The sequence below is a fragment of the Pseudomonas sp. ES3-33 genome, from assembly GCF_000952175.1.
In the GTDB taxonomy this organism is placed as follows: Bacteria; Pseudomonadota; Gammaproteobacteria; order Pseudomonadales; family Pseudomonadaceae; genus Aquipseudomonas; species Aquipseudomonas gregormendelii.
This window is the reverse complement of record NZ_JZRI01000063.1, coordinates 1-25,942: the sequence shown is the minus strand read 5'-3', so window position 1 is coordinate 25,942 and position 25,942 is coordinate 1. Positions and strand designations below refer to the sequence as shown.

25 protein-coding genes and 3 pseudogenes are annotated in these 25,942 nt (G+C 57.6%); 10 read left to right on the top strand and 18 right to left on the bottom strand.

The genetic code is table 11. From position 1 onward, the window contains the following. Positions 1–9: 9 nt before the first annotated feature. Complete coding sequence (locus UB23_RS11550; protein ID WP_045059445.1) at positions 10–750, top strand: TorF family putative porin; 741 nt, start codon at positions 10–12, stop codon at positions 748–750. A 56-nt stretch (positions 751–806) separates the two neighbouring features. Beyond that, positions 807–2,375, top strand: a complete 1,569-nt coding sequence (locus UB23_RS11545) for a long-chain-fatty-acid--CoA ligase (RefSeq protein ID WP_045059444.1) — start codon at positions 807–809, stop codon at positions 2,373–2,375. A 211-nt stretch (positions 2,376–2,586) separates the two neighbouring features. Here the strand turns inward: UB23_RS11545 and UB23_RS11540 are convergent, their stop codons facing one another. Beyond that, positions 2,587–5,073 (bottom strand): arylsulfatase, encoded by a 2,487-nt coding sequence (locus UB23_RS11540; RefSeq protein ID WP_082069166.1) that lies wholly within the window; start codon positions 5,071–5,073, stop codon positions 2,587–2,589. Between the two features lie 181 nt (positions 5,074–5,254). On the opposite strand from UB23_RS11540, the gene UB23_RS11535 reads away from it, so the two are divergent. Next, complete coding sequence (locus UB23_RS11535; RefSeq protein WP_045059443.1) at positions 5,255–6,370, top strand: formylglycine-generating enzyme family protein; 1,116 nt, start codon at positions 5,255–5,257, stop codon at positions 6,368–6,370. 155 nt (positions 6,371–6,525) lie between these two features. Here UB23_RS11535 and UB23_RS11530 read toward each other — a convergent pair. Both UB23_RS11530 and UB23_RS11525 read right to left on the bottom strand, forming a co-directional pair. Next, positions 6,526–6,945: pseudogene (locus tag UB23_RS11530) on the bottom strand (transposase); the annotation flags it as partial. Between the two features lie 90 nt (positions 6,946–7,035). Next, positions 7,036–7,569, bottom strand: coding sequence for a GNAT family N-acetyltransferase (locus tag UB23_RS11525; RefSeq protein ID WP_045059441.1), 534 nt, complete (start codon positions 7,567–7,569; stop codon positions 7,036–7,038). 386 nt (positions 7,570–7,955) lie between these two features. Here UB23_RS11525 and UB23_RS30245 point away from each other — a divergent pair. After that, positions 7,956–8,180 (top strand): annotated as a pseudogene (locus UB23_RS30245) (DUF6124 family protein); the annotation flags it as partial. A 56-nt stretch (positions 8,181–8,236) separates the two neighbouring features. Here the strand turns inward: UB23_RS30245 and UB23_RS11520 are convergent. Beyond that, entirely contained in the window at positions 8,237–8,977 is a 741-nt protein-coding gene (locus UB23_RS11520) for a GntR family transcriptional regulator (protein ID WP_045059440.1), read from the bottom strand. 213 nt (positions 8,978–9,190) lie between these two features. On the opposite strand from UB23_RS11520, the gene UB23_RS11515 reads away from it, so the two are divergent. Both UB23_RS11515 and UB23_RS11510 read left to right on the top strand, forming a co-directional pair. Then, on the top strand, positions 9,191–10,024 hold the full coding sequence (locus UB23_RS11515; protein ID WP_045059439.1) for an amidohydrolase family protein: 834 nt from the start codon (positions 9,191–9,193) through the stop codon (positions 10,022–10,024). 30 nt (positions 10,025–10,054) lie between these two features. Then, positions 10,055–11,353 carry an SLC13 family permease gene (locus UB23_RS11510; RefSeq protein ID WP_045059438.1) on the top strand — a complete coding sequence of 433 codons (1,299 nt, stop codon included), beginning with the start codon at positions 10,055–10,057 and terminating at the stop codon, positions 11,351–11,353. Between the two features lie 198 nt (positions 11,354–11,551). On the opposite strand, the pseudogene UB23_RS11505 reads toward UB23_RS11510, so the two are convergent. The 9 genes and pseudogenes from UB23_RS11505 to UB23_RS11470 form a co-directional block, all read right to left on the bottom strand. Beyond that, positions 11,552–11,788 (bottom strand): annotated as a pseudogene (locus tag UB23_RS11505) (transposase); the annotation flags it as partial. A 105-nt stretch (positions 11,789–11,893) separates the two neighbouring features. Continuing rightward, on the bottom strand, positions 11,894–12,076 hold the full coding sequence (locus UB23_RS28465) for a DUF1289 domain-containing protein (RefSeq protein ID WP_082069165.1): 183 nt from the start codon (positions 12,074–12,076) through the stop codon (positions 11,894–11,896). 136 nt (positions 12,077–12,212) lie between these two features. Then, on the bottom strand, positions 12,213–13,142 hold the full coding sequence (gene dmeF / locus UB23_RS11500) for a CDF family Co(II)/Ni(II) efflux transporter DmeF (RefSeq protein ID WP_045059436.1): 930 nt from the start codon (positions 13,140–13,142) through the stop codon (positions 12,213–12,215). 20 nt (positions 13,143–13,162) lie between these two features. Beyond that, positions 13,163–13,438 carry a metal/formaldehyde-sensitive transcriptional repressor gene (locus UB23_RS28460; RefSeq protein WP_082069164.1) on the bottom strand — a complete coding sequence of 92 codons (276 nt, stop codon included), beginning with the start codon at positions 13,436–13,438 and terminating at the stop codon, positions 13,163–13,165. Positions 13,439–13,885: 447 nt separating this feature from the next. Then, positions 13,886–14,797: a bestrophin family protein gene (locus UB23_RS11490; protein ID WP_045059434.1), complete on the bottom strand. Its 912-nt coding sequence runs from the start codon at positions 14,795–14,797 to the stop codon at positions 13,886–13,888. A gap of 128 nt (positions 14,798–14,925) precedes the next feature. Then, on the bottom strand, positions 14,926–15,624 hold the full coding sequence (arsH, locus tag UB23_RS11485; RefSeq protein ID WP_045059433.1) for an arsenical resistance protein ArsH: 699 nt from the start codon (positions 15,622–15,624) through the stop codon (positions 14,926–14,928). A 12-nt stretch (positions 15,625–15,636) separates the two neighbouring features. Continuing rightward, positions 15,637–16,107: an arsenate reductase ArsC gene (locus tag UB23_RS11480; protein ID WP_045059432.1), complete on the bottom strand. Its 471-nt coding sequence runs from the start codon at positions 16,105–16,107 to the stop codon at positions 15,637–15,639. A gap of 15 nt (positions 16,108–16,122) precedes the next feature. Continuing rightward, positions 16,123–16,506 (bottom strand): metalloregulator ArsR/SmtB family transcription factor, encoded by a 384-nt coding sequence (locus UB23_RS11475; protein WP_045059431.1) that lies wholly within the window; start codon positions 16,504–16,506, stop codon positions 16,123–16,125. Between the two features lie 77 nt (positions 16,507–16,583). Beyond that, positions 16,584–17,513: a LysR family transcriptional regulator gene (locus UB23_RS11470; RefSeq protein ID WP_045059430.1), complete on the bottom strand. Its 930-nt coding sequence runs from the start codon at positions 17,511–17,513 to the stop codon at positions 16,584–16,586. Between the two features lie 119 nt (positions 17,514–17,632). On the opposite strand from UB23_RS11470, the gene UB23_RS11465 reads away from it, so the two are divergent. Next, positions 17,633–17,896 carry a DUF2798 domain-containing protein gene (locus UB23_RS11465; protein ID WP_045059429.1) on the top strand — a complete coding sequence of 88 codons (264 nt, stop codon included), beginning with the start codon at positions 17,633–17,635 and terminating at the stop codon, positions 17,894–17,896. A 25-nt stretch (positions 17,897–17,921) separates the two neighbouring features. Here UB23_RS11465 and UB23_RS28455 read toward each other — a convergent pair whose 3' ends face one another. Together UB23_RS28455 and UB23_RS11460 are read right to left on the bottom strand one after the other, a co-directional pair. Continuing rightward, a complete protein-coding gene (locus UB23_RS28455) occupies positions 17,922–18,080 on the bottom strand; it encodes a DUF2986 domain-containing protein (RefSeq protein ID WP_082069163.1) in 159 nt (52 codons plus the stop codon). Between the two features lie 144 nt (positions 18,081–18,224). Then, positions 18,225–19,274 carry an alpha/beta hydrolase family protein gene (locus tag UB23_RS11460; RefSeq protein WP_045059428.1) on the bottom strand — a complete coding sequence of 350 codons (1,050 nt, stop codon included), beginning with the start codon at positions 19,272–19,274 and terminating at the stop codon, positions 18,225–18,227. 139 nt (positions 19,275–19,413) lie between these two features. Here UB23_RS11460 and UB23_RS11455 point away from each other — a divergent pair, with 139 nt between their 5' ends. Beyond that, the gene (locus tag UB23_RS11455) at positions 19,414–19,872 is read left to right on the top strand and encodes a DUF6130 family protein (RefSeq protein ID WP_045059427.1); all 459 of its coding nucleotides are present in this window, start codon (positions 19,414–19,416) and stop codon (positions 19,870–19,872) included. A 48-nt stretch (positions 19,873–19,920) separates the two neighbouring features. Here the strand turns inward: UB23_RS11455 and UB23_RS11450 are convergent, their stop codons facing one another. The 3 genes from UB23_RS11450 to yghU form a co-directional block, all read right to left on the bottom strand. Further along, positions 19,921–20,283 (bottom strand): hypothetical protein, encoded by a 363-nt coding sequence (locus UB23_RS11450; RefSeq protein WP_045059426.1) that lies wholly within the window; start codon positions 20,281–20,283, stop codon positions 19,921–19,923. A gap of 49 nt (positions 20,284–20,332) precedes the next feature. Continuing rightward, positions 20,333–21,298: an alpha/beta hydrolase fold domain-containing protein gene (locus UB23_RS11445; RefSeq protein WP_045059425.1), complete on the bottom strand. Its 966-nt coding sequence runs from the start codon at positions 21,296–21,298 to the stop codon at positions 20,333–20,335. Positions 21,299–21,495: 197 nt separating this feature from the next. Then, entirely contained in the window at positions 21,496–22,335 is an 840-nt protein-coding gene (yghU, locus tag UB23_RS11440; protein WP_045059424.1) for a glutathione-dependent disulfide-bond oxidoreductase, read from the bottom strand. A 628-nt stretch (positions 22,336–22,963) separates the two neighbouring features. Between yghU and nirB the strand changes: the two genes are divergently transcribed. Both nirB and nirD read left to right on the top strand, forming a co-directional pair. Next, complete coding sequence (gene nirB, locus UB23_RS11435; RefSeq protein WP_045059423.1) at positions 22,964–25,525, top strand: nitrite reductase large subunit NirB; 2,562 nt, start codon at positions 22,964–22,966, stop codon at positions 25,523–25,525. Further along, the gene (gene nirD, locus UB23_RS11430; protein WP_045059422.1) at positions 25,525–25,887 is read left to right on the top strand and encodes a nitrite reductase small subunit NirD; all 363 of its coding nucleotides are present in this window, start codon (positions 25,525–25,527) and stop codon (positions 25,885–25,887) included. The genes nirB and nirD overlap by 1 nt, the downstream gene beginning before the upstream one ends. Positions 25,888–25,942 lie beyond the last annotated feature (55 nt).

Sequence of the window (25,942 nt, the reverse complement as noted above, 5' to 3'; positions counted from 1 at the left end):
ATTCAACCTATGCATCGTCTTGCTATCACGACCCTTGTCGGCTGCGCGCTTTTCCCCTTTGGCGCGGGTGCCGTGACACTTACTGACAACCTGCAACTGGAGCTCAAACCACAGGTGGTCAGCGATTACCGCAGTCGCGGATTGTCCATGACACTCGGCGATCCCGCTGCGCAATTGGAGGCCACATTGATACACAGTAGCGGTGCCTATGCGGGCGTCTGGACATCAAATGTCGACTTTGGGATGAACCTGAAAACGCGCCTGGAACAAGATTTCTACGCAGGCTTTTTCATTCCATTCAATGACGATGTCAGCCTTGATGTGGGGTATCTCAAGTACACCTATGCCAAGGAAGCACAATTCAACATGAGTGAGGTCTACGCCATTCTCAAAGCCTATGGCTTCAAGTTCGGTAGTTATTACTCCAACGACTTGAAGAACTTCGTCGGGAAAGACCAAGACACGCTCTACACCTACTTGGGGTACAGCCATGAAATTGTGGATCAGGTCGGGTTGGAGGTCCGCTATGGTCGTTTCGACTTCAAGGATGATGTGTTTTTGTCAAACAGTGGCAAGGCTCGTGGTGATTATCGCGAATGGGAAGCCAAGCTGACCCGCAGCGCACTTGGAATCAACTGGGGCCTTAGTTACGTCGACACGGACCTTTCCAAGAGCGAGTGCGCGAGTTACTACGGTTACACCGATGTGTGCACCTCGACTGTAGTGGTCAGTGCCAGCAAGACGTTCTGATCAAATCTTCAGTTAAGAAACCTGTAACTCTTTAAAAAACAAGGCAGGAGATTTAGATGTACTTGACCCAAGGGTTGCATCGCCATATGCAACAGCGTCCCGACACGCCGGCCATTCGTTACCAAGGTCGTAGTCTGAGCTTTGCCCAGTTGGGCGAACGAGTCGCCCGTCTGGCCGGCGCCTTAAAAGGCCTGGGTGTGACCAGCGGCGAGCGGGTGGCGATGCTTTCGCTAAACTCGCAGCGGTACATCGAATACTGTCTGGCGGTCCCTTGGGCCGATGCCGTGCTCAACCCGGTCAACATTCGTTGGAGCGCTGCGGAGATTGTCTATTCATTGGACGATTCTGAAACCTGTGTACTGATCGTCGACGATAATTTCCTGGATCTGGCAGGAAAAATCAGCGTTGCTGCGAAAACCCTGCGCCTGATGATTTATGCCGGGGAGGGCGAAACTCCACCTGGCATGCTCAACTACGAAATGCTGATCACCCAGTATGAGCCAGTCGAAGATGCCCTTCGTGGTGGCGATTCTCTGCTGGGCATCTTTTATACCGGTGGAACCACGGGCTTCCCCAAAGGGGTAATGCTCAGTCATAACAACCTCGTTTTATCAGCCCTGGCTACTTTCAACCAGACCGGGATCGGACCTCAGACTATCTTCCTGCATGCCATGCCGATGTTCCATATAGCTGATCTGTCGGCAATGATCTCACTGTTCATTAGCGGCGGTACGCATGTGGTGCTATCGACCTTCAAACCGCAGGAAGTACTCGAATGCATCGGCTTGGAACGAATCAGCAATACAAGGCTGGCGCCGACCATGCTGCAGATGCTCCTCGATTGGCGCGAAGGCAATCCTGCAGCGGCCCAACTTGATCTGAGCGCGCTGAGAAAAATCACTTATGGCGCTTCGGCAATCTCCCCGGCACTGCTCGACCAAGCCCGCCAGTCCTTTTCGCAAGCCGATTTCATTCAAGGCTACGGCATGACCGAACTGTCTCCCTTCGCGTGCATCCTCGATGCCGAGTATCACTGCGAGGCGCATCAGCGCAGCGGCAAAATGTACTCGGCGGGGGTTGCGGTCAACTGCGTTGAAATCCGTATCGTGGATGACGAAGACAGGGAGGTGCCGCGAGGCATCGTGGGGGAGATCGTCGCACGCGGACCGAATGTCATGCTTGGTTACTGGAACAACGTGCAAGCCACTGCCGAAGCGCTGCGTAACGGCTGGATGCACACCGGCGATGGTGGCTACATGGACGAAGATGGCTTCGTCTATATCTGTGACCGGCTGAAGGACATGATTGTGAGCGGCGGGGAGAACATCTATACCGCCGAGGTCGAAAACGCCATCGTCAGACTTGCGGCCGTTACCCAAGTTGCAGTGATAGGCATTCCCAGCGATAGATGGGGCGAGACGGTTCACGCAGTGATCGTTTGCAACCCTGGCGCACGTATCTCCGAGCAAGAAGTTATCGCCCACTGCCGCGAATCCATTGCCGGTTACAAAGTTCCGCGTAGTGTCGAGTTCCGGGACTCGTTGCCATTATCCAGTGTCGGGAAAGTGTTGAAGACCGAACTGCGCAAGCCGTTCTGGGAGAACCGAGCTCGTCAAATTGCCTAGACCGCCGATGCGCAATGCAGCAATTGGCTACTTGAACCGCGATAAATCGCATTGGCAGTAATACTGACAAACCGTCACGAGAGGCAGAAAACGACCCAAAGCGCACCTTCAGGAAAAGTTGCAACAGGCGAACTCGATCCGATGGTTACAAAGGAGGCTGCCGCAGGTAAGTCGCGGATCATCTCGTGCGAGTTGACCCGCGTGCTTTTGCCTAGTCTTTGCTGCCAACCTTGTTCTGAACTGCCTCCTTGCCCTCGACATTCAACTGCGTTGGTTCAAGCTTGACGGAAAGTTTGTGCAGTGAACCGGTGAATGCAAACGGTACCTGGTAATCCTTGTCATCGACGGGGGTGCCGGTGTCGGAACCGATATCGAAACTTTCATCCACGCCGAAGACGAATGGAACGCTGTGTGGGATTGTTTGACTAGCCAGTTGCTTTCCATCCATCGACAGCACGCCGGTGCCGCCCTTACCAAATCCCGGCCCGGCATATTTGAAATCAAAGCTGATGCTGTGTTTTCCGGAAGTGAGCGCCTCGGTTCCTTCCCAGCGGAATCGCGCAACGCCTTCAAGGTTATAGTTGAAAACCGGCTTACCCTTCAGGAGGTAGAGCGCGTAACCCCCGAAGCGGCCGCCGTCGGTCACCAATACACCGTCGCCGCCGTTTTCAGGAACAGTGATGTCCGCCGTAATGACGTAGGACTTGTTCAACACGTTGGGTTCGTTGCCTGGAAGTATGCCGGTAATCGGAGACAGATATTCGAACTCGGTGCGTCCGGCCACGATGCTCGGCCTCTGTGCAACGACGCGCGTAAATGCGGAAGCGTCGAGCGGCAACACTTGATATTTGTTCGCTTCCACCCAGAACAAATCCTGTAGTTCCTTGAGTTTCGCAGGGTTGGCGGCGGCGATATCGTCATTCTGCGTCCAGTCCTTTGTGAGGTCATAGAGCTCCCATTTGACGCCATTGACGATGTCCTTGGGTGGCTGAGAAGTAATGTCCCAAGGTGCGCGGTAGGGCGTCGTCGATGCCATCCAGCCCTCATGATAAAGCGCGCGCATTCCAAACATCTCGAAATACTGCGTGGTGCGTGTAGAGGGCTTTTCGGCATTCTGCTTGTCGAAGAGGTAAGCCATGCTCGAACCTTCGATGGGCTTTTGCGCAATGCCGTCTACCTGAAGCGGTGCGTCAATGCCGGTGGCTTCAAGAATCGTCGGCTCTATGTCAATGACATGGTGGAACTGGTTACGGATGCCGCCAGCATCCTTGATCCGGTTCGGCCAGGAGATGGCCATGCCTTGGCGGGTGCCACCAAAATGCGATGCGATTTGCTTGGTCCACTTGAAGGGAGTGTCCATGGCCCAGGTCCAGCCCACGGCCATGTGCGGATAGGTTTGGTCCGATCCCCAAGCATCCAGATACTTCATTTGCTCGGCGACCGGCACATCGATTCCGTTGAACGTGGTCATCTCGTTTGGTGTGCCGTTCGGGGTGCCTTCGGCGCTGCCGCCGTTGTCACCGCTGATATAGAAAATCAGCGTGTTGTCGAGTTTGCCCATGTCATCAATCGCTTGGATCACACGACCGATTTCATGATCGGTGTACGCCAGATAGGCCGCATAGACTTCCATCTGGTGGGCATACAGTTTTTTCTCGTCCGCCGAAAGTTCATCCCATTTTTTCAGTGAATCCGGCCAAGGTGTGAGCTTGGCTTCCGGCGGGATGACGCCGAGACGCTTCTGATTGGCGAAGATCTGGTCGCGCGCGGCGTTCCAGCCCATGTCGAACTTGCCCTTGAACTTGTCGACCCATTCGGGCGTCGGGTGATGTGGCGCGTGGGTGCCGCCGGGCGCGTAGTAAAGAAAGAACGGCTTCTTAGGATCGAGGGCATTCAATTCAGAGACATAGCCAACGGCGTCATCCGCCATCGCGGTGATCAGGTTCCATCCCGGCTTGCCAACGTAGGGATGAATTGGCGTGGTATTGCGCATCAGATTACCCGGTTGCCACTGGCTGGTTTCGCCGCCCATGAACCCGAAGAAATAATCAAAGCCCATACCGATGGGCCATTGATCAAACGGGCCGGCCTGGCTGATCTGGAAGGATGGGGTGTTGTGGTTTTTGCCGAACCACGAGGTGGCATAGCCGTTGTCCTTGAGGATTTTGCCAATGGTCACCTTGTCCTTGGTGATGACACTGTTGTAACCGGGATACCCCGTCGAAATTTCCGTGATGACGCCGAAACCGACGGAATGGTGGTTGCGCCCGGTAATCAAGGCGGCACGTGTGGGAGAGCACAGTGCCGTCGAATTGAATTGTGTGAAGCGCAATCCGGCTGCCGCAACGCGATCCATGCTCGGCGTCGGGATGAGACCGCCGAACGTACTGGGCGCACCGAAGCCGACGTCGTCAGTGATGATCAGCAAGACATTCGGCGCGTCTTTTGGAGGTACGATGGTCGGGGACCAGTAGGGCGTCGAGGTCGTAGCGTCGAGGTTGATGACGCCACCAAACGCCGGAGGAGGGTTGGGTAGATATCTGCCGTCGATGGTCGTGGTCGCACTGGGTGAACCGGGCGTGCCGTTGACTTCCTGTGGCGCTGCATAGGCACAAGAGAGCGTAAGCATGGCAAAGGCCAGTCCAGCACCAAGCCTGTTATGCAGCCGATTTGATTGAGTCCAGTATGCAATGGCCATGGCCAGCTCCTGTAACCCCCCGAAACCCCAAGTTCCGAGTGTAGAACCGTTTTCGTCGCTTGCCAGTCCATCTCATCAGCAGCGAAGGTGGCCGTTGACTTTGGAGGTGTGGTGTCTATACCTGATCTTGATACTCAGCAGGTTCAGTAGGGGCTGCAGACTGGTATGAGGAGGAGCGCACATGCTTATCAGGAAACGGCGTGTTGGTATCGCCATCGTCTGCGCCGGGATCGTGTTGGCTTGCGTGGCGTTTGTGCCGTATCAGCACATTCGTGGCCCCGTGCCGTTAGCGCTGGGTGATGGAAAGAATGGCCCCCTGGATATGGTCTGGCTTCCTGGTGGCGAGTTTTTGATGGGGAGCGATCACAAGCAGGCACGTCCAAACGAGCGCCCGGCGCACAAGGTGCGACTGGACGGGTATTGGATTGACCGCAATGACGTCACCAATGCCGATTTCGCCCGTTTCATTGCTGAAACACATTACGTCACCACCGCCGAACGCAAACCCAGATGGGAAGATTTGGAGGTACAACTACCGCCAGGTACTCCCGAGCCAGATGACAGCGACCTGGTGCCTGGCGCAATGGTTTTTGTCGGCTCAGACAGACCCATCCCGCTCAATGATTTCAGCCAGTGGTGGGCATTCGTACCGGGGGCTGACTGGCGTCACCCGTTGGGACCAGACAGTACAATCGAGGGCAAGGAAACCCATCCTGTTGTTCAGGTATCAAGTGAAGATGTACAGGCGTACGCAGCATGGGCGCACAAGCGCCTACTCACCGAGGCTGAATGGGAATACGCCGCGAGAGGCGGGCTGGAACAAGCGAATTATGCGTGGGGGAATGACTTCTCGCCCGGAGGAGAAAAGATGGCGAATACCTGGGATGAGATACAGCCGTTTCCAGTGACCGGGGCCAGTAACAAATTCAAAATTGGCACCAAGCCGGTGGGCAGTTACCGACCTAACGCCTACGGGCTCTACGATATGTCCGGGAATGTTTGGCAATGGGTCGCCGATTGGTATCGAGCCGACGCGTTTGGAGTTGGTCTCAAACATCAACCGGCGAGCGAAGCAGCGGTAAACCCGGCGGGTCCTCCCGACAGCTATGACCCCGAACTCGGGGTGACGGCCCATGCGCCGCAGCGTGTCATTCGAGGCGGATCTTTTCTTTGTAGCGACAGCTATTGCACGAGTTTTCGAACCAGTGCCAGGCAGGGCGCCGATCCTATGAACTCCATGTCGCATCTCGGCTTTCGCTTGGCGATGAGTAATGACCAATGGGAAAAGAGCCGTTGAATACAAAGCTCACGCTGGCCATGCGTGAAAACACGAATGACCGCTATTGGCCGATTGTGTTGAAAAAGTCGATTTTTCAAGAAGCGTGACGCTGAGCTCGGCCTCATCAAAGAACCTATTCACCACTGTTAAGTGACTTTTCGATGCTTCGTTGCGCCCTTGACCAGACCGGCGTCCATACAGCGACGCAGCACTTCATTAAACAACCAGCGAAACAGATCGCTATCCCGAAAACGGCCATGTCGATTTTTGGAAAACGTTTAGTGACTGGGTACTTCATCTTCAAGGCTCAACCGGCAGAACCAGCGATACGCCAGGTTCAGATGGGCCTCTTCGCACAGCCGTCGCTCAGAGCGAATGCCGTAGCAATAACCCAGGATCAGCATGCGGATCATCAGTTCAGGATCAATCGACGGACGCCCAATCGGGCTGTAGAAATCGGCGAGATAATGGCGCAGGTCGCTCAGATCGAGACATTGATCAATGCTGCGCAGAAGGTGATTGGCTGGAATGTGATCTTCAAGGTTGAACGAGTAAAACAGCCGCTCCTGCCCACTCGATAACTGTCCCATCATGCTGCGTATTCTCCCGCTGGCCGACGGGTATATTTTGCCGCAAGCCAGACAGGAGAGATACGAGCTAATCAAGAATGACCCGAATGGACTCTAATTTTCGCAGGTGGCGTTTCGTAGATCGTGCCACATATGCACTTTCGAAATGAATTGGTCCCCTACTGCTACCGCCAAAGGTTCTATTCCAAATGGCTTGAATCCCATTCGCTCATAGAGCCCTTGAGCACCTCGATTGCCCTCGGTGACGGTCAGTTGAACAAGCAAAAGCTGAGGCCGGGATTTCGCATAGGCCAGGATGCTGTGCAGCAGATTATATCCGATGCCTTTCTCTCGATGAGCGAGTGGAACGTACATTCCGAAGAGCGTGGATTTGTGGCTGGCCTTCTTTCTTCTTTCAACAGAAAGTCCAGCGACACCAAGCAAATCCTCACCCTCAAACGCAGCGAACACCGCATCGGCAGCATCAGATCCACTATTAAGCCTTTTCTCCCACCAGTCGATGGGTAAGGCTTCGCGCTCGCCGACATCGGAAGTAAAAGCATCGGGATGAAGGCGATAAGCCTCAAGCATTAGAGCTCGATACGACGAGGTATGATCCGGGGTCAGTCGTTTAATTATCGTGGGCATCGAAATCACATTTCATGGTCGTGCACTGATTATGTCCTTTCTAGGCTCAAGGCGACACAGTCGGAGATGCTTGCGTTTTTCAACAGAATCAGCCGAATTCCGCCCGTCGCGAGAGGCAGAAAACGACCCAGGCTGTGTGAAACCGTTTTGAAGCAGGCTTTTCAGTCAGGACTGGAACGAACATCGCGCTCTTGCGCAAATTTTCGGGCTGCTGATTAACAAAACACCCGCAGATTTTACGTAGCAACGAGACTTCAATACGGCACATGCGTTTTCACACAGCCTGGACCCTAAGCGGATACTCACCTGAAGTTCCCTTTCGGTTTTGCTCCAAATGTGGCTCCCATTAGGCCAACTCCCTCGACTATTACCTCAACACCGAAGACATCAAAACCCGCAGCCGGGCCCCGAGCACGATGTAAGCGATTAACCCGGATTTCGACACGGAAGACTTGCTGGTTCACGCCTGTGAATGCTTGGCGTCGTCCAATGTAATGGCCTGCGACTTGGCGGAGACGTTTCAGTGGCAGAGTCGTAATGCGTTGTTGGGGCTTGAACAGATCATCATGCTCGGTGAGCTGGCGGTGAATCGGGCGCTGGATTGGTTGGACCGCCGGCGTAATCCTGACACCTGGCGGCGAGGGCGTTGGTACCATTGCCACTCGGCTCATGAGATATCGATTTGGTACCTGAACCCCTCGGCCGCCGCGCGGGAAATTCGGTATTCGAGCGGGGAGCGGTCGTAGCCGAGGGCGGTGCGCTCGATGGTGACGACCGGGGCGCCTTCTTTGATCGAAAGGATTTTGGCGATGGCCCGGTCGGCTTGCTCCACGGTGAGGATCTCGGTCGCCGAGCCGATACATTGGCCGCACTGGGTTTCATAAAACGGGTAGAGCAGTTTGCCGAAGCTTTCGGAATTAATGTCCAGCAATACGCCGAACCGTGTGACGGAAAGCCAGATATCCTCGTGAAAAAGTGTGCGGCTTTCAATCATCCGCAGCCGCTCCAGGTGCACGACGTCTTCGTCGTCCTGCAACTTCAGTGCTGTTGCCACCCGCTGTGAGGGTTTTTGCCGGTTTTTTGCCAGGATGCGGCTGGTCGGTGTTTCGCGCCCACCTGCGGTATTCACTTGCCTGAAGAATCGCGCCAGTGAGGCATCGAAGTTGGGGCGGCGCACGTAGGTGCCACGACCCTGGCTGCGCAGGAGCAGGCCTTCATTGACCAGCGTATCCACGGCCTTCCGCACTGTACCGATCGCCACACCATAGTGTTTGGTGAGCTCGGCCTCCGTGGGGATGGGCGAGCCTGGCATCCATTCGCCGGTGCCGATCTTGGCGAGCATTTCTTCTCGCAGGCGCTGATAGAGCGGCAAGCGCTCGTCGTATCCGAGGGTAGTAGGGGCGTTCATTTTTCTTTGATTCCTTTTCGGCATGCGGAGCCACTTTATCACCTGCGTGAGGTTTGACAGATATCTATCCCTGAATATATGGTGATCTAGTCATCTATATGAATTTGTGACATCTATACACATGCTGACGATGGAAGATTGGGCCAAAGGGCCTGGTTTTTCATGGGCGGCAGGTGATTTGCCATAACAACAAACGATCGGGGTTATCTGTTTATGACCAGCCTTCACCCGCCTGCCTTCACCGGTGTGGACACGCACGCCCATGTCTTCCGCCAAGATCTGCCGATGGTTGCCAACCGTCGCTACAGCCCGCGTTACAACGCTTTGGTGGAGCAATACCTGGATCACCTGGATCACCACGGTTTTTCACACGGCGTGTTGATTCAGCCGAGCTTTCTAGGCACCGACAATCACTTCATGCTCGACGCTTTGCGCCGTTATCCGCAGCGTTTGCGTGGGGTGGCGGTGGTGGATGTCGGCGTAAGCGAAACCCAGTTGGACGAATTGGCCGAAGCCGGTGTGGTCGGCATCCGTTTGAATCTCATTGGTAAGGCGCTGGCGGATTACAGCAGCCCAGCCTGGACCGCTCTGTTCCGGCGGTTGGCGCTGCGGGGATGGCAAGTGGAAATTCAGCGCGGCATCGATGACCTGGCGCTGATCGTATCGGCCATCAGGGCCTGCGGTGTGACCGTGGTCGTTGATCATTTCGGCCTGCCGACGGGGGGCATCGATGCCGGGAACCCCAACCATCAGGCGTTTCTTGAGTTGCTGAACGATGACGGGGTGTGGCTCAAGCTGTCCGCCGCGTACCGCAGTCAATCCGATCTTGCCCAGGCATCGCATGGGCTGTCGCTGTTGCGCGACGCGAGTGGCGGTCTCCAGCGACTCGTCTGGGGCAGCGATTGGCCCAACACTCAGTATGAACAGCAGACAAACTATACCCGGCAAGTGGCTTTCCTCGAAGGCTTGCTGCCGGACGCGGCCGAGCGGGCACATGTGCTCAAGGACAACCCAGCGAAGCTGTTTGGCTTCGACATGTGCTGCTAAACGATCAATAACAACAATAGGACTTCCATCATGATGAGCCTGCTCGTCGTCGCGGCAATCGTTGTCGCCGTCGCCCTGGGTTACAAGACCAAGATCAACATAGGTCTGTTCGCCATCGCTTTTGCTTACCTGATCGGCTGTTACGGCATGGGGTTGAGCCCGTCCGAAGTCATCAGCCTGTGGCCGCTGAAGATTTTCTTCATCATCTTCTCGGTTTGTCTGTTCTATAGTTTTGCCACCGTCAATGGAACGCTTGAAAAGCTGGCGGAGCATCTGATTTATCGATGCCGGTCGATGCCTCAACTGTTGCCGTTCGCGGTCTTCTTCACGGCAACCGCCATCTCGGCGATGGGGGCGGGCTACTACACAGTGCTGGCGTTCATGGCGCCCATCACGCTGCTGCTGTGTGAGCGCACCGGGATGAGCCTGATCACGGGTGGCATGGCGGTCAACTATGGCGCCTTGAGCGGAGCCAACTTCGTCTCCAGCCAGAGTGGTATCATTTTTCGTGGCTTGATGGCCAATGCCGGCATCCCGGAAAACGAGGCCTTCATCAACGCCGCAGCGATTTTCGCCAGTACCCTGGTGATACCGCTGGCGGTGATTTCGGTATTGGTGTTTCTCACCGGCCATGGCAAGGCGATGAAGGCGTCCGCTTATGCGGTCGTGGTGCCGACGCCGCTGAACCGCGAGCAGACAATCACCCTGTGGCTGACGTTGGCGATGATGGTGATCGTGCTGGCGGCGCCCATCGCGCAAATTGTCTTCCCTGACAACTCCACGGTGAGCTTCATCAATTCGAAGATGGACATCGGTTTGATTGCCAGCCTGTTCTCGGTGATCGCGCTCTTGTTGAAACTGGGCGACGAACGCAAGGCCATGGCGTCCGTGCCCTGGGGCACGTTGATCATGATTTGCGGTGTGGGCATGCTGATTTCGGTCGCGATCAAGGCCGGGACCATCGGTTTGCTGGCATCGTGGATGGGCAATAGCATTGCGCCGATCATGGTGCCGATTGTCTTCGGTGTGGTGGCGGCGTTCATGTCACTGTTCTCCAGCACACTGGGGGTGGTGACGCCGGCGCTGTTCCCGTTGGTGCCACCGCTTGCCACGGCACTGGGGCTCGATCCGATGATCCTGTTCGTGGCCATCGTCGTGGGCGCTCAAGCCACCTCGATCTCGCCGTTCTCCTCTGGAGGCAGCTTGATATTAGGCTCATGTACCACGGAGCAGAGCCGCAGCTCACTGTTCCAGCAGCTCCTGTTTCGCGCAGCGCCTCTTGGCTTTGTCGCGGCACTGGTGTTCAACGCTGTCCTGACATTCGTCTAAGCACGGCTCTTCACGGCCCGGCGCCTTTGCCGAGCCGTTGCGTTTGGCACGTCGATCAACCAATAGGGAAAAATGACCCTCATTGATGATCTGGAAAGTGTGCAGGCCATCCGGCATCGGTTAATTCGAATGGGATTGCTTGCCGTTGCCCATCACGTTAAGGCTTTGATCGCGCTAGCTGAACCGGACACTGAAGCCCAGCCGTCGCTCAGAGCGAATGCCGTAGCAATAGCCCACGATCAGCATGCGAATCATCAGTTCAGGATCAATCGACGGACGCCCAATCGGGCTGTAGAAATCGGCGAGGTAATGGCGCGGGTCGCTCAGATCGAGACATTGATCAATGCTGCGCAGAAGGTCATTGGCTGGAATGTGATCTTCAAGGTTGAACGAGTAAAACAGCCTCTCCTGCCCACTCGATAACTGTCCCATCATGCTGCGTGCTTCCCTGCTGGCCAATGCAGAGATTTTGCCGCAGGCCAGACAGGAGAGCTACTTTTTCAACAGAGTCGACCCATAGCGGTCATCCAGAACAAGTGACTATCCTTGTGATTTCTTCAGCCCTTTCAAGCGCACATTCGCCCTTTGCACTGCGGCCATTTTTTCAGGCCGCTTCATGCGTTTCCACTTTCTGATGTCTTCCTTGCTTCGCCCGCAGCTCACACACAGATCACCACTGAGCTGGCAAACTGAGATGCAGGGATTCTCGATTTCTTTAGCCATTGTCAGCCACCTTTGGGCACACGTGATTGATCGCATGCTTCGGTAGGCGTGGTTATCAACCGACGTTCGATTCGTGCCAGTTCACGTTTCCCTAGAGGCATTGCGGGTTCCTTTGGAGACAATGGTGGGGAGGCGCTTAATAGACAGGTCGAAACTCGACCGTCAGATGGCTGACTTCGTGAACCGGCTTGAGACGTTCACGAATGCTATCGGCGTTCGCAGTGGCCTCACCAAGGACGCTGACGATGGCCGCATGGGCTTGCGGTCCAACCCGCCAGACGTGCAAATCCGTGATAGTGGCATCCCCCGGTTTCTCAACCAGTTCGCGGATTTCCTCGGCAACGTGTGCATCTGTCTGATCCAGCAGTACTCCTGCGGTGGCTCCCATCAAGGTCCATGCCCAGCGCGCAATAACAACTGCGCCGACAATGCCCATGACCGGGTCCAGCCACACCCAGCCGAGATACCGGCCGGCGAGCAATGCAGCAATGGCCAGAACGGAAGTCAGCGCGTCTGCAATGACGTGGACGTAGGCCGATTTCAGGTTGTTGTCGTTCCCGTGATGGGCGTGGGCATGGCCGTGATCGTTATCGTGATCGTGCCCATGACTGTGCCCGTGGCCCAGCAGCAGGGCACTGACAATGTTGACGATCAAACCGGCAATCGCGATGAGCGTAGCGGTGCCGAACTGAACTTCCGTTGGCTGCAAGAGGCGCATGACAGACTCAACGCCAATTCCCAGGGAGACCATACCGAGAATCAGCGCCGAGGCGAATCCGCCCAAGTCTCCAACCTTACCGGTACCGAAACTGTAGAGCTGGCTGGAAGCGTGGCGTTTTGCGTATCCATAAGCGGCCGCCGCGATGCCCAATGCGCCGGCATGAGTTGCCATGTGAAAGCCATCAGCCAGTAACGCCATCGAGCCCGAGATATAGCCAGCGGTGATCTCGCCAACCATCATCACAACGGTCAGCGCCACAACCCAAAGCGTACGCTTGGCATTTTCGTCGTGTGCTGAGCCAAGGAACACATGGTCGTGTGTGTAGTTGATGTTCGTGCTGTTCATGAGCGTGTTCCTGGATGCGTTCACTTGGAGTAACGGCGAATGGCTTCAAGAAGCTCTTCGACGCCTTTGTTACGCTCTTCTTCGCTGAGAGCAGGGTTTGCGACATGCTCCCGCGCGTGTTCCTCGATGATTTCCTCCATCAAGCCATTGATGGCTCCGCGAGTAGCGGCAACAAGGTGCAGTGTTTTGGCGCAATCGAGGTCCGACTCCAATGCCCGCTCAACGGCTTGGATTTGTCCGGCGATGCGTTTTACGCGTTTGAGAAGATCGTCTTTGTTTACCGCAATATGACCCATGGGATACCCCCCCTACCTATGCATTGTGCATGATAGGCATACCCCCTATACCTATGCAAGGTTCGGCGGACGGAGGGGTTATCTGCGCGCCCTTGCGGGAAGGAGAGACTTCAATTTCGAGGGGAGAACGAGGGGTTTGGAGGGTGCGCTTCTGGCCGATAACTGCCTGTGATCGAGGCATGTAATCGACTCATGGCTTACGGTTAAAACAGACAGAAATCGGCCAATAGACGAGGGTGGCGACAGGCAAAACTGGCCTGTATTCCCGGGCTTTAGCAATAAATGGCTCAAGCGGATGTTTCGGCGCTGCTCGCCCATCAGCGTCTTGATGATATTTTTCAGTAGCGGCTTTGGGACGCTCAGTCTGTACATCTGCGCTTGACGATTTTCCGTTTGCCGACTGTCATCCGGTTTTCAGTCGAGCGTTACGGTTCCTGACTGCCATGCTCATAGCGCATTAGCAGGCTCTTCCAGCCTGCGCACATCGCCCAAAGAATCACGCTGCATCGACTGCAGGTTTTTCTCGATGGTTTCGCAGAGGTCTTCCATCTGTATCTGGTGTTCGCTGTGGCGGAACGGGCTTTGCAAGTCGGTGCCAATGCGTTCGATGGCCAATAGCATGAAGCCCACGACGGTCGAAGCCAGTGGCGTGAACCAGCCGAGGGATTCCACCAGCCCCACCGGCACGATCAGGCAAAACAGCGAAATAAACAGCCGCGGAAAATACACGTAAGGGTAGGGCAGCGGGGTATTGGCGATCCGCTCCATGCCTCCCTGGCTGTTGGACAGGTCCACCAGGGTTGACTCAAGCCTGGCCAGGCGAATGCTGTCCAGCCGCCCGGCCTTGTACTCCCGGGCCAGCAACGCCGCTGAGCCGGTGAGGATGTCGTTGGCAAAGTTGTTGGTGGTGCCACTGCGAGCAAATTCCTCAGCGGGAATAAACGCGCGGACTTCCTCCGGACAAGCATGGCCCTGTAAATGCGCCGCCAGGCAATTCACATACGCCACGTGGCGGCGCAGCAGGGTCGACTTGACCGGATTGAACTCAGGGCCAGCGTCATCCAGCAACGTCAGCACCTGACGGGCGAAGCTGCGAGAGTTATTTATCATCGACCCCCACAACGTCCGCGCTTCCCACCAACGGTTATAGGCACTGCTGTTGCGAAAGCTGATCAGCACCACCAATGCCGAACCGAGCAATGTCAGGGGCATCAGCGGCAGGTTGATCTTGGCGTTGAGAAACAGCATGAAGTCCACGGTGACCGCGATGTCCCAGAGCAACAGCCAGAACAACGCCCAGCCCACGTAACCCATGGTCTTGATGATCAGTCGGTATTTTTTGATGACGGCAGCTTTCAAACGGAAACCTCGTGGTGAGCGGTAAGCATTAACGCCTTACCTCGGACGGTGTTTTCGGGGGAAAGGTTCGGTCTGCGACGCCGATTCATGTTGAGCCTTACCAAGGCTGGGGTGGCGTTGCTTCTTCATCAAATCGAACGCTGATTGACACGCGCCATCAGTTGCTCGGCACTTTCCTTGCGCTCCGAGTAGCGATCGACGAGAAAATCCTGGCGGTCGCGCAGTAGGAGGGTGAATTTCACCAGCTCCTCCATGACATCGACAACCCGATCATAGAACGGCGATGGTTTCATTCGCCCGGCGTCGTCGAATTCCATGTAAGCCTTCGGCACTGACGACTGATTGGGGATGGTGAACATGCGCATCCACCGTCCCAGCACACGCAGTTGATTGACCACGTTAAACGACTGGGAGCCGCCGCATACCTGCATCACTGCCAGGGTCTTGCCCTGGGTCGGACGAACTGCACCGAGCTCGAGCGGGATCCAGTCGATCTGTGCCTTGAATACCGCCGACATCGCGCCATGGCGCTCCGGCGAACACCACACCTGACCTTCCGACCACACCACCAGATCGCGCAGTTCCTGCACCTTGGGGTGTTCGACCGGAGCATCGTCAGGCAACGGCAAGCCGGACGGGTTGAAGATGCGCACCTCTGCGCCGAAGTGCTCAAGCAGGCGGGCGGCTTCTTCTACCAGCAGCCGGCTGAAAGAGCGTTCGCGGGTCGATCCGTACAGCAGCAGGATGCGCGGTTTGGGGGCGCCCAGGGTCGATGTTTGCAGACCTTCGAACAGGGTGGCGTCGAGGTTGGGCAGGTGTTCTGACATGAACAGTTCTCCTCAGAGAGTGCCGATGCGATCGAGCTCGTGTTTGAGTTCATCGCGGCTTAGACGGTTGAAGGGCAGTTCGAGGAAGGCCTGGCAGCGTTGTTCGATGCGCGCGAGCGTGGCACGGAAAGCGGCGTCGATCAGCGCTTCGTCACCGCTGACATCGGATGGATCTTCCAGCCCCCAGTGGGCTTTCAGCGCAGGGCCGAAGTAAACGGGGCAAGCTTCACCTGCGGCCTTGTCGCAGACGCTGATGACGATGTCCGGCGGGTTGCCTGCGAAGGCATCGTTGCCTTTACTGTACAAACCATCGGTGGAGATACCGGCCTGCTGCAAGGTAGACAGGCTGCGCGGCAACACCTGGCCCTTGGGAAAGCTGCCAGAACTCACCGCTGCGAACCCGGCGGGCGCCAGATGATTGAACATGGCTTCAGACAGAATGCTGCGGCAGCTGTTGGCCGTGCACATGAAGAGGACTTGCATGGAGTACTCCAGCCGCTATGGGCGAACATCAAAGGACGGATCGAAGGGGTTTGAGCAGCAGGCGCTTTCGCGCACAGGCCGTGCATTCATGTTCTGCAGGCGTGAGGAGTTGTCCATGAGCCAATCGGCATTAGCCTTTGCCGTCACTCGCAGGATTTCGTGAACCCACTCCGGCAGCTGCGGGTTAAGACGGTAATACACCCACTGGCCCTGACGCCGATCCAGCAGCAGGCCGTTGCTACGCAATTGTGCGAGGTGACGGCTGATTTTCGGTTGACTATCGTCGAGCGCGCACATCAGTTCGCAGACGCATAACTCGCCCTGCTCGGCAATCAGCAGGGTGGCGCGCAGGCGGGTCTCGTCAGCCAGGCTCTTGAAGATTTCAAGGGGGGTGATCATCGCAAGCGCTCTTTACATATGGATGATCGAATATACGGATAACCATATGTATTAAGCAAGTCAGAAATTCTAGCGGCTTACCCGAGGTGCCGTGGCGGGTCTGCTCGTAGCGCGTGCTCCAGGAAATCGATGAACGCGCGCACCTTGGAGTTCAGCGCCGACCGTTCGGTGACGCACGCAAAGATATCCATAGGCTCAGGTTGCGCAGTGGCTGCGTCTGGATGATGCGGTTCGAACAACGGCACCAATCGTCCGAGTTCGATCAGCGGCTGAGCCACGAAGTCTGCGAGTCGCGCGATACCGCCGCCATTCACCGCAATTTGCGCAAGCATGTCGATGTCATCGCAGACAAACTCAGGGTTGGTTTTCACCTCGAACGAGTGGCCGTGCCGAATGAAATTCCACGGCAGGTAACGTCCATCAGTGGGATAGCGAAACACCAGGCATGCATGTTTGTGCAAGTCTTCGGGTGTCGCGGGTACGCCGGCACGCTGCAGATAGGCAGGGGAGGCGCAGAATATGAAAGGGCGCGAGGCAATCTGGCGGGCAACCAGGCTTTCGCTCAACTGCGCCTTGATCCGGATGCTGACGTCGATGCCCTCCAGGCGGTGATCGACGCGCCGGTCAGTGCTGATCAACTCGATGTCGATGCGCGGGTAGGCTGCCTTGAAAGCAGGCATCAAGGGGGCGAGCACATGACGACCGAATGCCGCCGTGGTCGCCGCGCGCAGTGCGCCCTGCGGCTCGCTGGTCATGGTCGCCGACTGCGCGGCCAGATCGATATCCCGTGGAATGTGCCGGACTTTCTCGAAGTAGCGCGCACCGCTTTCAGTCAGCACCATGCTGCGAGTGGTCCGCGACAGCAGGCGCACACCGAGGTGTGCCTCCAGCCGCGAGAGGCTCTGGCTGACGGCTGCCGCACTCTGGCCCTGGGCGCGGGCCGCAGCGGCAATGCTGCCGGTTTCCACCACCCGGATGTAGGTGTTGATCAAACCCAGAGTATCCATGAACTGACTGTCTGCTCGATTCGTTGATAATTTTTAGTATTGATTCAATGGAGAGGCGGGTACTGGTTGACCAAGGGGATTGTTAACGTTGTCGCTCACTGACTACCCGAGAGCCACCGATGACCGCCGACTCCACGACCTATTCTTCCAGGCTGCGCTTGCCGAGCCGCGCTACGCCCTACGTATTCGCGCTCTACATGGCAACAATAATGGCGTTCCTGATGTGCCTGGTGATCACCATAGCCGAATTCGGTCTGGATGAGCATTACCTGGAGAATGTGATGAATGCTTATCGGGTAGCAATGCCATCTGCTTTTGTGTGCGTACTGGTTGTAAGGCCAATGGTTGCCAGGCTTGTGGCCTGGACTGTGCACGCGCGGTAGGCATGGGATGAAGTGTCTGCACTTCTCAGCTTTCAGCAGCAGTGCTTGGCTCCTGACCCGCCTCAGCTGCCATTTTCAATCGGTCAGCCTTGCTGATGTATTTCGCCTTGGCCGGTGCCAATTTGGCACTGGCCTTTTTCGCGTGAGCCTTCAACAACTGCTTTATTTTTTTCTGCCGGTTCATTTTTCTCTGTCCAACTTGTAAGTTCATCAATGATATCAGCTTACAAATTGAGCCAGATCCACATATGGACAAAACCTCCAGCGATCTTCCACGTTGCTCATCCGCCTGCCCATCCCCTCCGACGCTCGCGCTATCACCTTCAGCTCAACGCTGGGTTGTGATCAATGGCTGCGCCAGGAACTCATCGATCAGCCCTATGACCTGCTGCTGGATTGCCACTCGAGAGCGTCCGCCTTCGCCATCCTGGCAGATGATCCCGTCGCCTGGCACGTCCTCTTCAAGCATCGCCACCGCACCCGGTTTGCACAACGACAGGAAGCTGAAGTGGCTGGCATCGCTGATCTCGACGTAACGACTGGATGCCGGGGGCAGGCGTCTGGCCAGGTTGGCAGATTCCAGCTCAGCGGGAAGGTCGGCAGATGGAGCGCCTGCAGCGATTACCAGCGTCGGCACCGGCAGCGCCGCAAGGCTGGCGTCGGTCATTCCACGTGACTGGCCCAGGTCCAGGCTGACGATGGAGGTGACACGTTTATCGCGCAAATCCGCAGCCAGTCGGGTTCTCGCGTCCGGGGTGCTGGCGGGGTTGATCTGTTGGTACACGGAGCAACTGGCCAACGTCGTGTGGACTTTGCAGTCCAGGTCGAAGCGCTCGGGATCGAAACGTGCGCCGCCGATTTCCAACGCGGTCCAGCCGCCGAGTGAATGGCCCACTACGGCCACCCGTCCTGTCGCGATCTCGCCAAATCGTTGCGGCTGAGCCAGCACCGCATCGATGGCCCGGCTCAAGTCGGCAGGGCGTTGCCATAACTGTGCTGCGGCCTGGGGGCTACGGTCATGAGTGGTGGTGCCGGGGTGGTTAACAGCGGCGACGATATAGCCCTTATGGGCCAAGGCAGTGGCGAGCCACGCCTGATTGCTCCAGTTACCGCGATAACCATGAGAGATCACCACCAGAGGATGCGCGCCGGCTGCCGCGGGCGCATTGCGCACTGCAAGTACTCCGACGAATGCCGGGTTGTCAGCGATCAACTCGGGGGCTGCGGTAGATGCTGTGGGGTACCAGACGGCCAGCTCCAGCGGGCGGTGGTCTTGGGTGTCAGGTAATGTGGAGCTCTGAAAGCCGACATGGTTGGTGTCAGCGACTGCACGGGTGGCCAGGCAGATGAGCAGAAGAGTGCCTATAGCGCTTTTCATTGTTTTTATCTTCCTTGAATGGATTCAGCACGCGCATTAAAGCGTAAATCATGCCGTCGTCAAGGCGGCTGGCCTTGATGGTGGGGTGATTCGATTGATTTGATCTAAGATTAAAGGAACCCTGCGGGAGGAAAACGCCATGCCACTCGCTTTAGCAAATGCACTCACCCTGGCCTTGGGTGTCCTGATCTGCGCAGCAGCATCCGCTCAAGGCGAAGCAGACCCCCATCACCCGCCGGCAATACTTCCACTGGAATCCGAGACGGTTCCGGCCCTGATCGCCTATCCGCCGCTCGTCGAGCCACTCGCCCGTGGGGTTGTGATCATCCAGTATCGAGCGGAGCACGCCAGGATCATGCCGGTATTTGGCAAAGCGGCCGTTGAGGTATCACCTCGTCTCGCTCACCTTCACGTGACCGTCGACGACTGGCAGGGCACGTGGGCGCACACCAGCGAAGACCCGATCATCCTGGTTGGCCTGATCCCGGGTGCCCACAAGGTGCTGCTTGAGGTGGCGGACCCGACCCACAAGATACTCACCCGTACGACCGTGAACTTTGTGGTTCCGGAAACCAAGCCGATCGCCGCCGCTCACTAAAAGCATCCGGCATTCGCGGACGATGGTCTGAAGGCGATACTGCAAAAGCTAACCCTGGTGCCCGGACAGGCGCCGACGCCAATCCCCGCCATGCTGGACTTGGCATTCCTCTTCGGAGTCGAATCGCACGCAACGCTCCAGTTGTACTGAATCGACAGCCGCTTCGCCCAGCGCAATGGCCGTGAGTGCTCGCATGCGTGTGTCCTGCCCACAGGAAAGCGCTTGCTCCTTGCTCGCACGGGTCTCAAACACCCAGATCACCCTGAGGCTTTGTGGAAAAGCATCGTAGTCGACCGTGTGAGTCAGCCAGTCAAACCCGGTGATTTCAGCTTTCGCCATTTCGCAGGCTTCGGTGAGCGTAGCGACCAGGCGGCGTTCGATACGGGCGCTGTCGCGCTTATTGGCAGGCATGTTGACTCCTAAAAAGATAGTTGACGGATAGCGTGTGCGATCGCGGCATTCAGCGCGGCAACCGGTGGATCCGCTCGTTGATCCACTCCCGACTGTACGCCAGCACCCTGTCTGCCAGCGCCGTCGGAAAATGGATGAACCCATGGGCACACTCCGGCAGCTGGTGCACTTCAACCTGCGCAACTTCGCCCCAGCGCTCAGCGATATCCCGGGTGTCGTCCCGAAGAGGGTCCAGTTCGCCCACGAACATCAGCGCTGGTGGAAGACCGCTAAAGTCGCCGTAGAGTGGAGACAGGGGCGGCTGGCGGCGTTGTGCATCGCTCAAGCCCGGGGTGAGCCTGCGCAGCGCTTCGACCATGCCCGGACCGTCCAGCAACAGGGTTTCCGGGCCCGCCGTGCGCACGCTTGGCGTTCCCGTCAGGTCGTAGACTCCGTAATAAAGCACCGCGCCGCTCACTCGCCGGAGCATTGTCGGCCAGGCCTTGAGCGCCAACAAGGTCGCCGCAGCGAGATGCGCGCCTGCGGATTCGCCGACCACGATCACGGGCAGCCCGGCAAATTCCTCGCACTCGTTGCCAAGCAACCAGCGAGCGGCGCCCAGGCAATCATTCATCAGCGCTGCAATCGGTGTTGACACTGCCAGGCGGTAATCGACCGAGACGGTGGCGACATTGCACGCCTTGACCATCGCCAGGTTAAAGGCGTCATCCATCTGCGCATTGCCGATGACCCAACCGCCGCCATGGAAGTCCAGCACGATGCCCTGAATCTTTCCCTGGGGTCGAATGATCCGGAGGGGCACAGCTACGCCATCCACCTTGATCACGCGTGTTTCGGCCGTAAGCCCATGCCTGGCCAATTGCTTGTCGCCGCCGAGCTGGCTCATGCGCAACAGTGCTTGAATCACTCGCGGCGTGACGCGATTGCGTATTTTGAAGCGTGGCATCCAGGCGAGCTTCTTGTTGAACTGGCGCATCTGCACCACTTCAGCGGGGGCAATTTTGGCAAAAGGCATGTTTCACTCCGCACGATGTGATGGAGTAGCCGCTGCAGCTCCCAGCGCGCTGCCCACCGAGTAAAAACACATGTAGGCGCCGACCATGCGGCTTTGTGCGTCGGGTCGTGCGGCGAAGGCAATAGCGATAGATCAACCAGAAGCGGCGCTTTGATATCCCGCCGACATCGGCGGGATTCCCTCAGGCAATCAGCCGCTCAACCCAGATCTTCAGCCTGATGCCGTTCGGCAACCTGGCTCGCCTCATCGCCCCAGGTCCGGTTGACCCGCTGGCCACGGATGACCGCAGGCCGGTTGGCGATTTCCTCTGCCCAGCGCTGCAGATGGGTGTACTGGTCGGCCGACAGGAATTCGGCGGCCGAGTACACGTTGTTTCGCACCAGTTGGCCATACCAGGGCCACACCGCGATATCCGCGATGGAGTAGCGGTCGCCAGCAAGGTACGGGCTTTCGGCGAGGCGGCGATCCAGCACATCCAGCTGACGCTTGGCTTCCATGGTAAAGCGATTGATCGGGTACTCGAGCTTCTCCGGCGCATACGCATAAAAGTGTCCGAAGCCGCCGCCCAGGTAGGGCGCTGCGCCCATCTGCCAGAACAGCCAGTTCAGGGTTTCGGTACGTCCGGCTAAATCGGTCGGCAGAAACTCGTCGAACTTCTCGGCCAGGTACAGCAGGATCGCGCCGGACTCGAATACACGAACCGGTGGTTGCACACTGCGATCCAGCAGCGCGGGAATCTTCGAGTTTGGATTGATCTCGACAAAACCACTGGAGAACTGGTCACCCTCACCGATACGGATCAACCAGGCATCGTACTCGGCATCCTCGTGTCCCAGCGCCAGCAATTCCTCGAGCAGGATCGTGACTTTCACGCCATTGGGCGTTGCCAGCGAATAGAGCTGCAGCGGGTGCTTGCCCACCGGCAAGGTTTTCTCGTGAGTCGGGCCAGCGATGGGACGGTTGATGCTGGCGAACTGGCCGCCGGACGGGGCGTTGTTCACCCAGACTTGCGGCGGGACGTAGGGGGCTTTACTCATCGGATAAACCTCAAGATTTGTCGATAACTGAGAGGAGTGCGCCGGTCGTGGCTGCGAGGCGATCATTTGATCAAAGGCATCGACCGCATAACGTCGATCAGCCGTGAGATTACAGGTATCTGCCGGGAGCGAACACTGTGCATGTTGAGGGCAAAGAGGCGCTGAAATTCACCGTTGGATGCACTTTTATAAAGCGGGTTGCAGGGTGGCGCGCACCAGTTGTAAGCGAAAAACGAGTGCTCCTGTTTGTTCGCTGGCGGTGCGGCAGATGCCCTCGTCATTTAGCAAATGCCGCATCGCTCAAGCCCCCTGGGCCCGCAGCAGGTCTCTTCGCACGTCTACCTGGCAGCCCAACGATCCTTGCTCCAGATGAAATTGCGGCACTCAAGGAGTGTATGGCACAAAGACTGCAAGTCCCCCATTAGCTCTACCGGGAACCATCCGGGTAGGCTGCCCCCTCGATCAACGACGATCGATCGGCCAGACAGGTCATGGGCAACAGCGGAGGATCAGGCGAAGTCGCCCGGTTGATTCCGCATAAGAACAGGCAAAGACGCCTGGAACCGTAAGGTTTCAGGCGTTTTTTTTTGCTTTTTTAAACCGTGATGAGCTTTGTCGGGTGCTTGATATGAATGCCAATGTTGCCGCGTTGAACAAGTTGAAAACACTGATCGTGGTCGGTAATGGCATGGTCGGACATCATTGTGTCGAGCAACTGATCGAACGCGGTGCCCTGGAGCACTATCGGCTGCATGTGTTCAGCGAGGAGCCGATGCGTGCCTACGATCGTGTGCACCTCTCCGAATACTTCACCGGCCGCGATGCTGAATCCCTGGCGCTGTCCGATGCTTCGCTGTACCAGACGCCAGGTGTCACGCTGCACCTCGGGGTGCCGGTATTGGAAATCGACCGCGCCCGTCGTGAGGTGGTCACCGCGCAAGGTTGCATCGCCTACGACAATTTGGTGTTGGCCACCGGGTCTTACCCGTTTGTGCCGCCTATCGAGGGCGCTGAAGGCGACTCGCGTCTGGTGTATCGCACCCTTGAAGACCTCGACGCCATCCGGGCTGCTGCCGTCAACGCCCGCCGGGGCGTGGTGGTGGGCGGGGGCCTGCTGGGGCTTGAAGCCGCCAACGCGCTGAAGAGCCTGGGCCTTGAAGCTCACGTGGTGGAATTTGCCCCGCGTTTGATGCCGGTGCAACTGGACGACCTGGGTGGCCTGGCGCTCAAGACGCAAATCGAACGGCTGGGGGTTGGCGTGCACTTGTCCCGTGCCACTCAATCGATCAGCGCCGGCGAGGACTACCGTTATCGGATGAATTTTGCCAATGACGAATTCCTCGAGACCGACCTGATCGTGTTCTCCGCCGGTATCCGCGCCCAGGACGCATTGGCCCGCCAGTCCGGCCTGGAGATTGGCCCACGTGGGGGCGTGGTGATCAACGACGAGTGCCTGAGCATCGACCCGAACATCTACGCGATCGGCGAGTGCGCGTCCTGGAACGGCAGCCTGTTCGGCCTGGTTGCGCCGGGTTACCAAATGGCCCGTAGCGTTGCCGCCCTGTTGTGCGAGCAGGCCGCCGAGCCGTTCATGGGGGCTGACATGTCGACCAAGCTGAAACTGCTCGGCGTGGACGTTGGTTCTATCGGCGACGTCCATGCCCACACGCCGGGTTCGCGCAGCTATCAGTTCATCGACGAGGCGACGGCCCGCTACCGGCGCCTGGTGGTGGACGCGACCGGCAAGCACGTGTTGGGCGCCGTGCTGGTGGGCGACAACAGCTACTACGACACCCTGCTGCAATACATGCAGAACAGCATCGTGCTGCCGAAGGAACCTGCCAGCCTGATCTTGCCGTCGTCTGCAGGCGCTCCGGTGCTCGGCCCCGTCGCGTTGCCTGCGGCTGCCACTGTTTGCTCGTGCCACAACGTCACCAAGGGCTCCATCTGCTCGGCGATCGAAGGCGGCTGCACCGACCTCGGGCTGCTGAAATCGCAGACCAAGGCGGGCACGGGTTGCGGTGGCTGTGCAGGTTTGCTCAAGCAGGTATTCGAGCACGAGTTGATCGCCCGTGGCGTCAGCGTCGACACCCGCCTGTGCGAACACTTCGCCTACACCCGCCAGGAACTGTATGCCCTGGTGCGGGTGGAAGGCGTGACTACTTTTGAAGAGCTGCTGGCCAAACATGGCCGTGGGCACACGGGGTGCGGTATCTGCAAACCGACCGTGGGATCGATCCTCGCGTCGTGCTGGAACCAGCCGATCATGGACGCCTCCCTGGTGCCGTTGCAGGACACCAATGACACGTTCATGGCCAACATGCAGAAGAACGGTACCTACTCGGTGGTGCCGCGCATTCCGGGCGGCGAAATCACCGCCGACAAACTGATCGCGATCGGCGTGGTGGCGAAGAAATACGATCTCTACACCAAGATCACTGGCGGTCAGCGCATCGACCTGTTCGGCGCACAGTTGCACGAATTGCCGGACATCTGGGCCGAGTTGATCGAGGCCGGTTTTGAAACCGGGCATGCCTACGGCAAATCGACGCGCACCGTGAAGTCGTGCGTAGGCAGCACCTGGTGCCGTTATGGCGTGCAGGACAGCGTGAAAATGGCCCTGGCGATCGAGGACCGCTACAAGGGCCTGCGTTCGCCGCACAAGCTCAAGTTCGCTGTGTCCGGATGCACCCGGGAGTGTGCCGAGGCGCAAAGCAAAGACGTGGGCGTGATCGCTACCGAGAACGGCTGGAACCTGTTCATCGCCGGTAACGGCGGTATGCGGCCGCGCCACGCTGAACTCTTCGCCACGGACCTGGACGATGAAACCCTGATCCGCTACATAGACCGCTTCCTGATGTTCTACATCCGCACCGCCGACAAGTTGCAGCGCACCTCGGTCTGGCGCGAAAGCCTGGAGGGCGGGCTGGATTACCTCAAGGATGTGATCATCCACGACAGCCTGGGCCTGGGCGCCGAACTCGAATCGCAGATGCAGCTGGTGGTCGATCGCTACGAGTGCGAGTGGGCCAACGTCCTCAAGGACCCGGAAAAGCTCAAGCGCTTCCGCACCTTCGTCAACGACAAGCGCCCGGATCCGGATATCCATTTCGTCCAGGAGCGCGGTCAGCGCCGTCCGATCATCGTCACCGAACTCAACCTCATTCCTGTCATCGAGGAGATTGCCTGATGAGCCAGTCCAACACTCAGCGAAACCTTGCAGCCTGGAAAGCGGTTTGCAGTGAACAAGACCTGGTCAGCAACTCCGGGGTCGTCGTCTGGTTCGAGGGCGCGCAAGTGGCGTTGTTCTACCTGCCTGAGGCCCAGGGCCGGTCGCTTTACGCGATCGACAATCACGACCCGCAATCCGGGGCGAACGTGATCGGTCGCGGTTTGATCGGCAACATCAAGGGGGACATGGTGGTTGCGTCGCCTATCTACAAGCAGCATTTTCGCCTGGAAGATGGCCACTGCCTGGAGTCGGCGCAGCAGCGGTTGCGGGTTTGGCCTGTGCGCTTGAACAGTGGCATGGTTGAACTGGGTGTGGACTGACTGACGCCGGGGCCGTCCCCCGGACCTTTGACTTCATTCGCAAAACGGTTAATAT

Excerpts from the sequence above, each read along its gene's own strand:
- UB23_RS11550 (WP_045059445.1), top strand. The coding sequence starts at position 10 with ATGCATCGTCTTGCTATCACGACCCTTGTCGGCTGCGCGCTTTTCCCC.
- UB23_RS11545 (WP_045059444.1), top strand. The coding sequence starts at position 807 with ATGTACTTGACCCAAGGGTTGCATCGCCATATGCAACAGCGTCCCGAC.
- UB23_RS11540 (WP_082069166.1), bottom strand. The coding sequence starts at position 5,073 with ATGGCCATTGCATACTGGACTCAATCAAATCGGCTGCATAACAGGCTT.
- UB23_RS11535 (WP_045059443.1), top strand. The coding sequence starts at position 5,255 with ATGCTTATCAGGAAACGGCGTGTTGGTATCGCCATCGTCTGCGCCGGG.
- UB23_RS11525 (WP_045059441.1), bottom strand. The coding sequence starts at position 7,569 with ATGCCCACGATAATTAAACGACTGACCCCGGATCATACCTCGTCGTAT.
- UB23_RS11520 (WP_045059440.1), bottom strand. The coding sequence starts at position 8,977 with ATGAACGCCCCTACTACCCTCGGATACGACGAGCGCTTGCCGCTCTAT.
- UB23_RS11515 (WP_045059439.1), top strand. The coding sequence starts at position 9,191 with ATGACCAGCCTTCACCCGCCTGCCTTCACCGGTGTGGACACGCACGCC.
- UB23_RS11510 (WP_045059438.1), top strand. The coding sequence starts at position 10,055 with ATGATGAGCCTGCTCGTCGTCGCGGCAATCGTTGTCGCCGTCGCCCTG.
- UB23_RS28465 (WP_082069165.1), bottom strand. The coding sequence starts at position 12,076 with ATGGCTAAAGAAATCGAGAATCCCTGCATCTCAGTTTGCCAGCTCAGT.
- dmeF (WP_045059436.1), bottom strand. The coding sequence starts at position 13,142 with ATGAACAGCACGAACATCAACTACACACACGACCATGTGTTCCTTGGC.
- UB23_RS28460 (WP_082069164.1), bottom strand. The coding sequence starts at position 13,438 with ATGGGTCATATTGCGGTAAACAAAGACGATCTTCTCAAACGCGTAAAA.
- arsH (WP_045059433.1), bottom strand. The coding sequence starts at position 15,624 with ATGTCAGAACACCTGCCCAACCTCGACGCCACCCTGTTCGAAGGTCTG.
- UB23_RS11480 (WP_045059432.1), bottom strand. The coding sequence starts at position 16,107 with ATGCAAGTCCTCTTCATGTGCACGGCCAACAGCTGCCGCAGCATTCTG.
- UB23_RS11475 (WP_045059431.1), bottom strand. The coding sequence starts at position 16,506 with ATGATCACCCCCCTTGAAATCTTCAAGAGCCTGGCTGACGAGACCCGC.
- UB23_RS11470 (WP_045059430.1), bottom strand. The coding sequence starts at position 17,513 with ATGGATACTCTGGGTTTGATCAACACCTACATCCGGGTGGTGGAAACC.
- UB23_RS11465 (WP_045059429.1), top strand. The coding sequence starts at position 17,633 with ATGACCGCCGACTCCACGACCTATTCTTCCAGGCTGCGCTTGCCGAGC.
- UB23_RS28455 (WP_082069163.1), bottom strand. The coding sequence starts at position 18,080 with ATGAACCGGCAGAAAAAAATAAAGCAGTTGTTGAAGGCTCACGCGAAA.
- UB23_RS11460 (WP_045059428.1), bottom strand. The coding sequence starts at position 19,274 with ATGAAAAGCGCTATAGGCACTCTTCTGCTCATCTGCCTGGCCACCCGT.
- UB23_RS11455 (WP_045059427.1), top strand. The coding sequence starts at position 19,414 with ATGCCACTCGCTTTAGCAAATGCACTCACCCTGGCCTTGGGTGTCCTG.
- UB23_RS11450 (WP_045059426.1), bottom strand. The coding sequence starts at position 20,283 with ATGCCTGCCAATAAGCGCGACAGCGCCCGTATCGAACGCCGCCTGGTC.
- UB23_RS11445 (WP_045059425.1), bottom strand. The coding sequence starts at position 21,298 with ATGCCTTTTGCCAAAATTGCCCCCGCTGAAGTGGTGCAGATGCGCCAG.
- yghU (WP_045059424.1), bottom strand. The coding sequence starts at position 22,335 with ATGAGTAAAGCCCCCTACGTCCCGCCGCAAGTCTGGGTGAACAACGCC.
- nirB (WP_045059423.1), top strand. The coding sequence starts at position 22,964 with ATGAATGCCAATGTTGCCGCGTTGAACAAGTTGAAAACACTGATCGTG.
- nirD (WP_045059422.1), top strand. The coding sequence starts at position 25,525 with ATGAGCCAGTCCAACACTCAGCGAAACCTTGCAGCCTGGAAAGCGGTT.